This is a genomic window from Micromonospora sp. Llam0 (assembly GCF_003751085.1).
Classification (GTDB): domain Bacteria; phylum Actinomycetota; class Actinomycetes; order Mycobacteriales; family Micromonosporaceae; genus Micromonospora_E.
This window is the reverse complement of sequence record NZ_RJJY01000001.1, coordinates 3,275,776-3,288,852: the sequence shown is the minus strand read 5'-3', so window position 1 is coordinate 3,288,852 and position 13,077 is coordinate 3,275,776. Positions and strand designations below refer to the sequence as shown.

7 protein-coding genes are annotated in these 13,077 nt (G+C 70.1%); 5 read left to right on the top strand and 2 right to left on the bottom strand.

Annotation, left to right across the window (positions count from 1 at the left end; all coding sequences use genetic code 11):
- Positions 1-46 precede the first annotated feature (46 nt).
- Positions 47-1,615, bottom strand: coding sequence for an aminopeptidase P family protein (locus tag EDC02_RS14270; RefSeq protein ID WP_370461451.1), 1,569 nt, complete (start codon positions 1,613-1,615; stop codon positions 47-49).
- Between the two features lie 66 nt (positions 1,616-1,681).
- On the opposite strand from EDC02_RS14270, the gene asnB reads away from it, so the two are divergent.
- Entirely contained in the window at positions 1,682-3,685 is a 2,004-nt protein-coding gene (gene asnB, locus EDC02_RS14265) for an asparagine synthase (glutamine-hydrolyzing) (RefSeq protein WP_123602388.1), read from the top strand.
- 112 nt (positions 3,686-3,797) lie between these two features.
- On the opposite strand, the gene EDC02_RS14260 is transcribed toward asnB, so the two are convergent.
- A complete protein-coding gene (locus EDC02_RS14260) occupies positions 3,798-4,907 on the bottom strand; it encodes a lytic polysaccharide monooxygenase (protein ID WP_370461450.1) in 1,110 nt (369 codons plus the stop codon).
- 366 nt (positions 4,908-5,273) lie between these two features.
- On the opposite strand from EDC02_RS14260, the gene EDC02_RS14255 reads away from it, so the two are divergent.
- From EDC02_RS14255 to EDC02_RS14240, 4 genes are all read left to right on the top strand, one after another.
- On the top strand, positions 5,274-6,203 hold the full coding sequence (locus tag EDC02_RS14255; RefSeq protein WP_123602386.1) for a carbohydrate kinase: 930 nt from the start codon (positions 5,274-5,276) through the stop codon (positions 6,201-6,203).
- A gap of 368 nt (positions 6,204-6,571) precedes the next feature.
- Positions 6,572-9,490: a family 43 glycosylhydrolase gene (locus EDC02_RS14250; protein WP_123604774.1), complete on the top strand. Its 2,919-nt coding sequence runs from the start codon at positions 6,572-6,574 to the stop codon at positions 9,488-9,490.
- 38 nt (positions 9,491-9,528) lie between these two features.
- Positions 9,529-11,937: a family 43 glycosylhydrolase gene (locus EDC02_RS14245; protein WP_123602385.1), complete on the top strand. Its 2,409-nt coding sequence runs from the start codon at positions 9,529-9,531 to the stop codon at positions 11,935-11,937.
- Positions 11,938-12,215: 278 nt separating this feature from the next.
- Positions 12,216-12,983 carry a Sir2 family NAD-dependent protein deacetylase gene (locus tag EDC02_RS14240; protein WP_123602384.1) on the top strand — a complete coding sequence of 256 codons (768 nt, stop codon included), beginning with the start codon at positions 12,216-12,218 and terminating at the stop codon, positions 12,981-12,983.
- Positions 12,984-13,077 lie beyond the last annotated feature (94 nt).

Genomic DNA, 13,077 nt, shown 5'->3' with positions numbered 1-13,077 from the left:
ACCGGATCGGCACCGGGGTCAGGTGAACCACGTCGGGCCGTCGGGGTCAGGGCAGCCGGGGGCCGGCGTCGCGCTGCGCCGCCAGCCAGGCCTCGACCTCGTCGGCCTGCCGGGGCAGCCCGGCCGACAGGTTCACCGCCCCGGCGGCGGTGACCAGCACGTCGTCCTCGATCCGGATGCCGACGCCGCGCAGTTCCTCGGGCACCAGCTCGTCCTCCGGCTGGAAGTACAGGCCGGGCTCGACGGTCAGCACGTACCCCTCGCCGAGCTCGCCGTCGCGGTAGCGTTCCTTACGGGCGTACGAGCAGTCGTGCACGTCGATGCCGAGCATGTGGCCGAAGCCGTGCAGCGTCCACCGGCGGTAGACGGTCGACTCCTTGTCCATCGCCTCGTCCACGCTGACCGGCAGCACCCCCAGCTCGGCCAGGCCTTCGGCGAGCACCCGCATGCAGGTCTGGTGCACGTCGCTGAACTTCACCCCCGGCTTGATGTAGTCCATGCCGGCCTGCTGTGCGGCGTACACGATGTCGTAGACCTGCCGCTGCAGGGCGGTGAACCGGCCGGACACCGGCAGGGTCCGGGTCACGTCGGCGGTGTAGAGATGGTGCCCCTCCACGCCCATGTCCATCAGCAGCAGGTCACCCGGACGGGTGACGCCGTCGTTGCGTACCCAGTGCAGGATCGTCGCGTGCGCGCCCGCACCGACGATCGAACCGTAACCGACGTCGTTGCCGTCGTGCCGGGCCCGCAGCGCGAAGATCCCCTCCAGCAGCCGTTCGGCGACCGGCCGGTCGGCCGGCAGCACCCGGGCCACGTCCTCGAAGCCGCGGACCGTCGCGTCGATCGCCGCCTGCAGCTGGGCGACCTCCCACTCGTCCTTGACCAGCTTCGCCTCGGCGATCGCCGTGGCCAGCTCGCGGTCGCGGGCCCCGGCGTCGTCGCCGCTGTCGTACGGCAGCACCGCCGCGTCCACCCGCGGGTCGAAGCCGCGCAGCACCCGGGTCCGGGCCGGCGCGCACCCGGCCAACGCCTGCGGCAGCTCACTCAGCGGCGCCGTGCGCAGGCCCAGCTCGGCGGACTTCTCCGCCAGGGTGCGCCGCCGGCCCACCCACAGCTCGCCGTCGCGGCTGCGGAAGAACTCGTCGGTCTCCCGCGACGACCGCTGCCGGGTGTAGAGCACCGCGTCGTGTCCGTCCCCGCTCGGGTGCAGCACCAGCACGCTGTCCGGATCGTGGTCACCGGTCAGATAGACGAAGTCGCTGCCCGGCCGGAACGGGTAGTCGGTGTCGTTGGCCCGGGTCTTCTCGGTGCCGGTCGGCACCACCAGGGTCTCGCCGGGGAAGGCGTCGGCGAGGGCGGCGCGGCGGCGGGCGTGGTTCGGCACCTCGGCGCGCGGGGCGAGCGGCAACGTGTCGTCGCGCCAGCCGGTGCGCATGAACTCCAGGAGCTTCTCCGGGAAGTCCGGGTCGTGCGACTCGGTGCGCGGCTGCTCGGCGGCGACCTCGGCGGCCGTCTCGGTGCCCTCGGCGGCCGTCTCGGTGCCCTCGGCGGTCATCTCGGTGCCGGCGGCTCCGGCCCGGTCCGGCACCGGGCCCTCGGTCTGATCGTGTGTCATGCGTCCTCCCCACGGTTGGGCGTACTCGACGGTACCGCGTGACCGGCACGTGAAAAGATGTCTGCCATGTGCGGACTCCTGGCCTTTTTCAGCGCCCGCGGCGACGCCGGCGCACACCGCGACGCGATCGCCCACGCGTTGGAATGCCTGCACCACCGTGGCCCGGACGAGACCGGCGTGGAGGTGATCGGCGACCCGACCGGCCGGTGGGCGGACGCGGTGTTCGCGCACAAGCGGCTGGCCATCATCGACGTGGCGTCCAGCCAGGAGCCGCTCGCCTACGCCGACGGCCGCTACCTGCTCACCTTCAACGGCGAGATCTACAACTACATCGAGCTGCGGGACCAGCTGGTCCGGGAGTTCGGCGCGCAGTTCGCCACCGCCGGTGACGGTGAGGTGATCGTCGCCGGGTACCACTACTGGGGCGAGAAGGTGCTGCACAAGCTGCGCGGCATGTTCGCCTTCGTGATCTGGGACCGGCAGCGGCGTCGCGCGTTCGGCGCCCGGGACTACTTCGGGATCAAGCCGCTGCACTACCTGCAGACCCCGGACGGCATCTACCTGGCCTCGGAGAAGAAGGCGCTGCTGCCATTCTCCGCCGCCGCCGGCGCCGGCGACGCCGGGGTGGACACCGCGAACCTGTCGCACTACCTGACCCTGCAGTATGTGCCGGAGCCGCGCACCCTGCACTCCGGGATCAGCCGGATCGGCTCCGGGGAGTGCCTGACCTGGTCGCCCCCGGCGCTGGACCCGACGACCGGCGGTCCGGCACCGGACCCGGCCGGTGGGGTGCAGGTCCGACGCTGGTACCAGCCGATCTTCCGGCCGACGCCGACGCCGGACCCGCAGCGCCTCTACGACGAGATCCGCGAAACGCTGCGGGAGAGCGTACGCATGCACATGCGGGCCGACGTGCCGGTCGGAGCGTTCCTGTCCAGCGGCATCGACTCGACCGCAGTGGTGGCGCTGGCCCGCGAGTTCAACCCGAACATCCTGACCTTCACCGTCGGGTACGACGTGTCGGGCTACTCGGAGATCGAGGTGGCCCAGGACTCGGCCCGGCACCTGAACGTGACCACCATCCCGACGAAGATCGGGCCGCAGGACATGATGGAGGCGCTGCCGCGCATCGTCTGGCACCTGGACGACCCGGTGGCCGACCCGGCGCTGGTGCCGCTGTACTTCGTGGCGCAGAAAGCCGCCGAACACGTCACCGTCGTGCTCTCCGGCGAGGGCGCGGACGAGTTCTTCGGCGGCTACACCATCTACCGGGAGCCGTTGTCGCTGGGCGCGGTGCACGGACTGCCGGACCCGATGCAGAAAGGGCTGCGCGCCGTCTCCAAGGTGATCCCGCAGGGGGTCAAGGGCAAGAGTTTCCTGGAACGGGGCACCACCCCGATCGAGGAGCGCTACTACGGCAACGCGCGGATGTTCACCGAGGAGGAGAAGCGGCACCTGCTGCGCCGCTACGACCCGTCGGTGCGCTACACCGACGTGACCGCGCCGATCTACGCCGAGTGCGCCGAGCTCGACGACGTCACCAAGATGCAGTACGTCGACCTGTACACCTGGCTGCGCGGCGACATTCTGGTCAAGGCGGACCGGATCTCGATGGCGCATTCGCTGGAGGTGCGGGTGCCGTTCCTCGACAAGGAGGTCTTCGACGTCGCCGCGAAGATCCCGGTGGAGCTGCGGCTGCCGCCGCGTTCCGACGCCACCAAGTACGCGATGCGCCAGGCCCTGCAGGGCGTGGTGCCGCCGGCCATCGTGAACCGCCGCAAGCTGGGCTTCCCGACCCCGACCCGGGTGTGGCTGCGCGGTGAGATGTACGAGTGGGCCCGGCACATCTTCGCCACCTCGGGCGCCGGCGACCTGCTCGACCTGTCGTACGCGATGCGGCTGCTGGACGAGCACAAGCGTGAGGAGGCCGACCACTCCCGCAAGGTGTGGACGGTGCTGGTGTTCTGCATCTGGCACGCGATCTTCGTGGAGCGTTCGCTCGATCCCGGCATCCGGCGCAACCAGTCGGCGCTGCTCACCAAGCCGGTGGTCGGGTCGATGGTCGCCTGACCCACCGCGGTCACGCGTCGCCGGGACTACCCAGCCACGCACGGAACGGGCCCGGCAGCGTTTCGCGCTGCCGGGCCCGGTCAGGTGGGAATCTGCCGTGTGTGGCGGTGGATCAGCTCGCCGAGCAGGCCGTCGACGGTGTGCCGGGGCTGCCGTTGGCGACGAAGCCGAACGTGGTCGATCCGCTTGGCGACAGCGACCCGTTCCAGTCCGCGTTGCGGACGGTGACACTCGATCCGCTCACCGTGTGGGTGCCGCTCCACAGGCTGTTGATGGTGACCCCGCTGCCGAAGTTCAGGGTCGTGGTCCAGCCGCCGATGCTCGCGGAACTGTTGTTGGTGACCGTCACCTCGCCCTGGAATCCACCGGACCAGGAGCTGGTGGTCCGGTAGGCGGCCGAGCAGCCGCCGGTCGGCGGGTTGCTGGTCGGCGGCGCGGTGGTCGGCGGGGCCGTGGTGGGCGGGGGAGCCGTGGTGGGCGGCGGCGGAGCGGTGGTGGGCGGCGGGGGCGGGTTGTCTCCGCCGATCCCGGTGACCTCACCGTTACCACCGTCGAACGTCACGTCCGAGCAGCCGAAGAAGTTCTCCTGGCTGTCCGAGCGCACCCAGCGCGAGTAGATGATGTGCCGGCCGCTCTTGTTGCTGGGCAGGTTGCCGCTGAAGTAGTAGTGGCCGTCGTTGGTGCCGACCGCGCCGCGCTGCGGCGGGTTGGTCACCGTCAGGAACGGCGTCGCCTCCAGGTCGTTCCAGGCCAGCGCCCGGTTCGGGCTCCAGCTGTCCTTGGTCACGTAGAAGTAGAACGTGCCAGGGTGGTGGGCCCAGTTGCTGTACTTGAACTCCATCCGGGCACCGGCGGTCAGGTGGGTCAGCGGCCAGTCGTTGCGGGCCAGGTTGTAGCCGGAGAAGCCGGAGTTGCCGCCGCTGCACAGCTGTCCGTCGGGGATGAAGCCGGTGGTGCGGCCGCCCGCGTCGGAGCGCAGCACGCTGAACCAGTTGTACAGCGAGTTGGCGCCGCTCTGGGCGACGGCGGCCGAGCAGGCCGGGTTCTGCGGGATGATCTGGCCGGTCTGCGTCAGACCGTCGACCCAGCAGAGGTAGGTGCGGCTGCCCGGCGTCATGGCGGCACCGTGCGCGGAAGCCGCGTTGGGGGTCACCACCGTGAGCAGGCCGGCGGTGAGCGCGGAAGCGGCGGCGACTACCGCCACTCTGCGTAGAGCTTTCACCGAGACTCCTTCGTGAACCGGTCCACGGCGCGGGACGGACCCGGGCCGGTGGACAGGGCGATGGGTTCCGACATGGCGGAACGTCAGGAAACATGAGGAGGAACGGCGACCGGTCGATCGTGCCGCAGGTACGGCGTACCGACGTGCCGTCCGATGGACGTCTAGCGCGCTCGCGCAGCTCCCGGCGAGTCCGAAGGACAGCGAGTTGCCCCCACACTGTCCTGGTAATCGATATCCCACCATACATCGATCGGAAGCGCAATAGTCGCTTCTCGATGTGCGGTGCGGGGTGCGGGGTGGCGACCGGCGTCCCGGCACCGACCTGGCAGACTTCGCAGCGGCAAAACTGCAGGTGGGAGGAGATCCATGCGGTACGCGGTGGTGCTCGGCGAGGCACTGATCGACCTGCTCGACGGCGAATGCGCCGGTCAACCGGTCTACCGCCAGGTGATCGGCGGGGCACCACTGAACGTCGCGGTCGGCGTCGCCCGGCTCGGCGGCGCGGTCGAGTTCGCCGGGACCCTCGGCGACGATCCGCTCGCCGACCGGATCCGCGACTTCCTGCGTACCGCCGGGGTCGGCGACCGGGCCATGGTCACCGTGCCCGCGCCCACCACCCTGGCGGTGGCCACCTTCACCGGCGCCGAGCCGGACTTCCGCTTCTACGGCGACCCGCCGTCGTACGGGCTGCTCGAACCGGCCAGCCTCGACGGGAAACTGGTCGGCGACGCCGCCGTGCTCTGCTGCGGCTCCATCGCGCTGCTGTGCGAGCCGACCCTGGCCGCCGCCCGGCAGGCCTGGGCGGGCACCGGCGGGCTGCGGGTCTTCGACCCCAACGTCCGGCCCCGGCTGCTGCCCGACGCCGCGTCGCTGGCCGCGTACCGGCAGGTCGTCGCCGGCTTCGCGGCAACCGCCGATCTGGTCAAGCTCAGCGCCGCCGACGCCGGGGTGCTCTACGACGGCGCCGACCCGGTGACCGCCGCCGCGCTGCTGCACGATCTCGGCGCCGGTGCGGTGGTGGTCACCCGGGGTGCGGACGGCGCCCTGGTCAGCGCCGGCCGCGAGGTGCTGACCGTGGCCGCCCCGACGGTCGCCGCAATCGACGCCACCGGCGCCGGCGACTCGGTGATGGCCGCCCTGATCGCCGAACTGCTCGACACCGGGCTGCCGGCCGACGCCGCCGGCTGGGCCGCCCGGGTCGGTTTCGCCCTGCAGGTGGCGGGGCTGGTGTGCGAGTCACCGGGCGGTGCGGTCTCCATGCCCACCCGGGCGGCCGTCGCCGAACGTTTCGGCTGACCTTTTGCGCCCGGCTGACCTGGTCGTCGCTGACGTTGGCGTCGAGACCGGGTTGGCGCAGCACGTGCACCCGGTCGGCGACCTCGGTGACGGTCGGCTCCATCCAGGTGGGAATCCACGTGGGACCCAGGTTTCGCGGACATTTCAGACGAGTATCGCTGGAAACCTTGACCGGTGTATGTGAGCGCTAACAGGATGAGGCTCCCGTCACGTTCGCGTCTGGAGCTCGCATGCAAGCGTCCATCGGCCGCCACGTTCCCCGTAGCTCATCCACACGCAGGCCCAATCCTGTCCGGACCGGGCTCGTACCGGTCCGCCTCGCCAGAATTGTCAGACGGTGCGTTGCGGCGATGGCCCGGATCCCGGCGATGGTTAGCGCTCACCGAGCCGGCCTTCGACGCCGCCTCGCGTACGTCACGGCCGGCGTGCTCCTCTGTGGCGTACTGGCACCGGTCGGCGGGACGGCGCACGCCGCCGAGACCTGGTCCCCGCGCTCGTCGTACACATCGACCGACAACGGCGACGGCACATACTCCGTACCGCTGCTGCGCTCCGACGTGCCGGACATCAGCGTCGAGCGGGTCCCGGCCGCCGAGAACGACGAGGGCCGGGACATCTACTACATGATCAGCACCACGATGCACCTCAGCCCTGGTGCGCCGATCATGAAGTCCTACGACCTGGTCAACTGGGAGATCGTCAACTACGTGTTCGACCGGGCGAACATCGGCGACTCGTTCTCGCTGCGCAACGGAGAGAACTCGTACGGCCAGGGCCAGTGGGCGTCGTCGCTGCGCTACCACGACGGCACGTTCTACGTCGCGTTCAACACCAACAACCTCGGCGGCGCGTACGTCTACCGTACCGATGATATCGACGACGGCGCCTGGCAGCGGACCGCGCTCGGCCGCGGGCTGCACGACCCGTCGCTGTTCTTCGACGTCGACGGCACCCCGTACATCTTCTACGGATCCGGTGGCACCAGCGCGGTGCGGCTCAACGCCGACCTGACCGCCATCGAGCAGGACTACCCGAACATCTTCACCGCCGCCGACTACGCCGGCGAGCCGTTCATCGGCGGACTGTTCGAGGGCGCCCAGATCTACTACATCGACGGCTACTACTACGCGGTGATCATCACCTGGCCGTCCGGTCAGGGCCGGCAGGTCGTCATGTTCCGCTCGACGGAACTGCTCGGCCGCCACACCTCGGCCGGCGGCGTCAACACCTACGAAGCCCGTGGCGTGCTCAACTCCAACGGCTTCGCCCAGGGCAGCCTGATACCGATCGCCGCCGCCGACGGCGGCACCGACTGGCACGGCATGTTCTTCCGCGACACGTTCCCGATCGGCCGCATCCCGGCGCTGATCCCGGCCACCTGGTCCGACGGCTGGCCGGTCTTCGGCACCAACGGCGTCGTGCCGGTCGGCGGGGTGTTCGACAAGCCGATCCGGCTCAGCCCGGCCGAGGAACTGTTCCAGCGGCAGAAGAGCATCGTGGCCTCCGACGACTTCGCCAACGACGCCCCGCACAAGGCGTACCAGGACGAACAGTGGACGATCCCGACGCCGCCCGACATCGACGACTCGCTGATCGGCGTCGAACTGCTCGACAACGCCGGCTTCGAATCCGGCACGCTCACCCCGTGGGGCGCGCAGTACGGTGCCACGCTCAGCCTGGACTCCACCGACCCGGCCAGCGGGTCGGCGGCGCTGCGGGTGAGCAACCGGACCCTCAACGGGTCCGGCCCGAACCAGTTCCTCAACGGCAAGATGCAGCACGGTGTCACCTACACCGTCTCGGCGAAGGTCAAATACACTTCGGGGCCGGCCAGCGTGCGGTTCAACCTGGTCGCCGACTGGGGCGGCGGCGTGCAGGTGATGGCCGCCGATGACGTGCCGGCCGGCCGGTGGACCACCGTCACCGGCCGCTACACCGTGCCGGCCTCGGCCAACCTGGCGAACTACAAGTTCGCCGTCGAGACACCGTGGGCCAACCCGCAGCCACCGTCGTCGAGCGTCGAGTACCTGCTCGACGACGTGTCGATCGTCGGGCAGCCGTCGACCATCGAACACCCGACCGAGGCCGAGATCGCCCCCAACGGCTCCCGGCTCGACATGGCCTGGGAGTGGAACCACGCCCCGGACAACCGCTACTGGTCGCTCACCGACCGGGACGGCTGGCTGCGCCTGACCAACGGCAAGGTCGTCACCGGCGACTACGTCTACACAAAGCTGTCCAACCGGGCCGAGCTCGCCTGGTTCGAGGAAGCCCGCAACACCCTGTCGCAGCGGACGTTCGGTCCCCGCCAATCGGCCGAGACCAAGATGGACATATCCGCGATGCGCGACGGCGACGTCGCCGGCCTCGCCGCCTACAACCGCGGATTCTCGTACGCGGCGGTCAAGCGCGTCGACGGAGTCAACACCCTCGGCGTGGTGAACCGGGGCCAGCCGTTCACCGTCGACCTTGACCAGGCCACGCTGGAGAGCTTTCTGCCGGGGACGACCGTGTCGCTGGGTGACGCCACCGACGTCCACCTCAAGGCCGACCTGGACTTCGCTTCGCCGACCGGGCAGCTCTGGACCACCTTCCACTACAGCCTCGACGGGCTCAGCTGGACCCCACTCGGGGACCGGGTCGGCCCGCAGACCCTCGACGGCTCCCTCGCCCACTTCATGGGTCACCGGGTCGGGTTGTTCACCTACGCCACCCAGAGCACCGGCGGACACGTCGACTTCGACCACTACCTGCTCAGCGACACGCTGACTGCGCAGGCCCAGCCGCTGCGTACCGCCGACCTCGACGCAGCCATCGCGTACGCGGCGACGCTGCGCGCGGCCGACTACCCGGCGGACGCCTGGGCCGCGATGCGGGCCGCCCTCGACGACGCGGTGGCCGCGCGGGCCGGCCAGTTCGGCACCCAGAACCAGATCGACGCTCCGGAGCGGGCACTCAGCTACCAACTGGCCCGGCTCGGCGTGCTCCGGCTCGACGCGCCGGCGCTGGTGTCGGTCGACACGTCGAGCCGCTGCCTGGCCAAGAAGGTCCAGCTCGTCGTCGAGTTGACCGGTGTCGCGTCGTCGCGGGCGACCGGCACGGTGACCTCGCCGTACGGGACCAAGGAGTACGGGGTGCAGCCGGACGCCAGCAAGGTGCGCACCTTCCCGACCGGCGCGGCGTCGATGCCGGCCGGCGAGGTGACGGTGACCGCCACGGCACGCATCGACGGGACGCCGGTCAGCACGACCGTGACGGTGCCGTACGAGGCCCGCGTCTGCCAGTGACCGAATTTCCACCCACCGACCGGAACCACTCAGAGAGGATGCTCGTGAGACGACACGTGACAGCGACGGCCCGGCGACGGGTCGGCGCGCTCGCGGCGGTCGGCGCCCTGGCGGCCGCCGGGCTCGTCGCCCCGACCTCGCCGGTGTACGCCGCCGACTCCGACCTCATCGTCAACGGCGGGTTCGAAGCCGGACTGGACGGCTGGTTCGCCAACAATGGCAACGCCACCGACAGCGCGACGCTGACGCCGACCGACGACGCCTACTCGGGGGCGAGCGCGGTGCTCGTCACCGACCGGGCGACGACCGGATCCGGTCCGATGCAGAACCTGTCCGGCAAGGTGCAGGCCGGTCAGACCTACAGCCTGACCGCCCGGATCAAGTACGAGAACGAGGCCTCGCCGGCGACCAAGCAGTTCTTCGCCACGATGCACTACGGCGGGGCGACGTACACCAACCTGGTCAGCGTGACCGCGACCAAGGGCCAGTGGGCGCAGTTCAACGGGACCTTCACGATCCCGGCCAGCCAGAACGTCGCGACGGCACGGCTGTTCTTCGAGACGCCGTGGACGTCGAACCCGTCGGCGGACCCGGACCTGCACCTGATGGACTTCACCCTGGACGACGTGTCGGTGGTCGGCGCCCCGCCGCCCCCGGCACCGTCGAGGACCATCGAGGTCGTCGGCAAGCTGCCCGGCGAGCACAACCCGTTGATTGGGCACAAGTTCGGTGCCGACGGGTACGGCTTCGTCCACGACGGCCGGGTATACCTGTACCTGACCAACGACACCCAGGGGTACGCCCCCGACCCGAACACCGGTGTTTCGCCCGGCATCAACTACGGTGACATCAACCAGATCACGGTGATCTCGACGACCGACATGGTCAACTGGACCGACCACGGCGAGATCCAGGTCGCCGGCCCGGACGGTGTCGCGCCGTTCACCAACAACTCGTGGGCACCCGGCATGGCCCGCAAGGTGGTCGACGGTGAGGAGAAGTTCTTCCTCTACTACGCCAACGGCGGGGGGTCGAGCAACGTGATCACCGGTGCGTCGCCGATCGGTCCGTGGGTCAGCGAGCGGACGAGCACCCTGATCGACGGCCGTACCCCCGGCGCCGAGGACGTCGCCTGGAAGTTCGACCCGGCGCCGTTCGTCGACGACGACGGCGAGGAGTACCTCTACTTCGGTGGCGGTCCCGCGTCGACCAGCATGCCGCCGGAGGAGCGGTTCAACAACCCCAAGAACCTGCGGGCGATCGAACTCGGCTCGGACATGGTGTCGACCGAGGGCACAGCCGCTGTGGTGGACGCCCCGGTGGCCTTCGAGGCGGCCCAGGTGTTCAAGCGTGACGGCAAGTACTACCTGTCGTACTCGTCGCACTTCGGTGGGCCGGACTTCGGCGGCGACCAGACGCCACTGCCCGGCTACCCGGGCGGCGGCCAGATCGGCTACCTGATCTCCGACGACCCGATGTCGTGGCCGAAGGAGACGTACGCGGGCGTGCTGTTCCCCAACCAGTCGCAGTTCTTCGGCGCCGGCACCGGCGGCAACAACCACCAGTCCGTGTTCGAGTACGAGGGCAGGTACTACTTCACCTACCACGCCCCGACGCTGAACAAGCGGATCAACGGCAACACCACCCAGGGCTACCGCAGCCCGCACATCCAGGAACTGACCTTCAACTCCGACGGCACCATCCAGCAGGTCGTCGGCACCTACGCCGGCGTGGAGCAGGTCCGCGACTTCGACCCGTACCGTGTCTTCGAGGCCGAAACGTTCGGCTGGAGCAAGGGGGTCGCGACCGCGAAGGTCGACGGCGGTTCCCCACAGTTCGGTGACGCGGCTCCCAACCTGGTGGTGCGCGACGTCGACAACGGCGACTGGACGGCGCTGTCCTCGGTGGACTTCGGTGCCGGTGCGCGGAGCCTGACGGCGAAGGTTCGTCCGCTGGTGGCCGGCGCGACGATCGAGCTGCGGCTCGGCGACGTCACCGCGCCGGTGGTGGCGACGATCCCGGTCGACGCGCCGCTGGGCGAGTGGACCGAGGTGACCGCGTCCCTGGACGGCGTCACCGGGGTGCACGACGTGTACTTCACCTACGCCGGACCGGCCGGGGAGGACCTGTTCGAGCTGGACGCCTGGGCGTTCGCGCGGGACCTGGCGGTCTCGGCGACCGGCAGCGTCCGATGCTTCGGGCGTAACGCCCAGCTGGTCGTCGACGTCACCAACGACGCGTCGGCCCGGATCACCGGGTCGGTGGCGACGGACTACGGGACCAAGGAGTACGGCGTGCAGCCGGGGACGAGCAAGGTGCGGACGTTCCCGACGGAGACGGCGACCGTGCCGGCTGGTGTGGCGACGGTGACCGCGTCGGCGAAGGTCGACGGTGAACTGGTGTCGGTGACGTTGGACGTGCCGTACGAGGCTCATTCCTGCGGCTAGACCTGACGTCTGTCCCTCTGCGGTACTGGGCGGCCCAGTCTTCCGGGCCGCCCCGTACCGTCGCCCGTGACGTGTCTGGTTGACATCTCCCTGCTGAAGCAGGGAGATTCGACCCTCACGGGTTGAGTTTTCTGCTTCGCCGACCACAGCCGACCCGAATCAACGGCGAGGGACGGGGTACCGCCCATCGGTCTTACACAGTCGGCGGTGGTCGTGGGGCGCTTGGTGTGTGCGCCGGGAGTCGTCGTCCGGCGGTGACGCCGGCTACCGTCGCAGGCATGAGCGGTGTACGCGACGACGTCGACATCCGGCAGGTCACCGGTTGGGTCGCCGACGCCCGCCGGATCGTGGCGCTGACCGGAGCCGGCATCTCCACCGACTCCGGCATACCCGACTTCCGGGGACCGAACGGCGTCTGGACCCGCGACCCCGAGGCGGCGAAACTGTTCACCCTCGACGCGTACGTCGCCGATCCGGCCATCCGCCGCCGGGCCTGGCAGGGACGCCGTGACCACGCCGCCTGGACGGCCGAACCCAACGTCGGCCACGCCGCGTTGGTCGCGTTGGAGCGCGCCGGCAGGCTGGCCGCGATCGTCACCCAGAACATCGACGGGCTGCACCAGCGGGCCGGCAACTCACCGGACACCGTGATCGAGATCCACGGCACGTTGTACGAGGTCGAGTGCCTCGGCTGCGCCGACCGTACCGGCATCCAGGAGGTCCTGGACCGGGTGGCCGCCGGCGAGGACGACCCGGCTTGCCGGTACTGCGCCGGCATCCTCAAGACGGCGACGATCTCGTTCGGCCAGTCGCTGCACGGACCGACCCTGCGGCGGGCGGCGCGGGCCGCCGCCGACTGCGACCTGATGCTCGCCGTCGGCACCTCGCTGACGGTGCAGCCGGCTGCCGGGCTGGTGGAGATCGCCGCCGAGTCCGGCGCCCGCGTCGTGATCATCAACGCCGCGCCGACACCGTACGACGCGATCGCCGACGCGGTGGTGCGCGGGCCGATCGGTACGGTCCTGCCGGCTCTTGTCTCGGGTTGAGCGGCGGCTCTCGGGGTGATCGGCTCTCGGGTGAGCGGCGTGACCCGGTTGGGTCGGGACCAACGTCCCTGGTGATCGGGTCGCGTAGCGGCGA

Coding starts and splice junctions, on each gene's coding strand:
- EDC02_RS14250 (WP_123604774.1), top strand. CDS start 6,572: ATGGTTAGCGCTCACCGAGCCGGCCTTCGACGCCGCCTCGCGTACGTC.
- asnB (WP_123602388.1), top strand. CDS start 1,682: ATGTGCGGACTCCTGGCCTTTTTCAGCGCCCGCGGCGACGCCGGCGCA.
- EDC02_RS14245 (WP_123602385.1), top strand. CDS start 9,529: ATGCTCGTGAGACGACACGTGACAGCGACGGCCCGGCGACGGGTCGGC.
- EDC02_RS14240 (WP_123602384.1), top strand. CDS start 12,216: ATGAGCGGTGTACGCGACGACGTCGACATCCGGCAGGTCACCGGTTGG.
- EDC02_RS14255 (WP_123602386.1), top strand. CDS start 5,274: ATGCGGTACGCGGTGGTGCTCGGCGAGGCACTGATCGACCTGCTCGAC.
- EDC02_RS14270 (WP_370461451.1), bottom strand. CDS start 1,615: ATGACACACGATCAGACCGAGGGCCCGGTGCCGGACCGGGCCGGAGCC.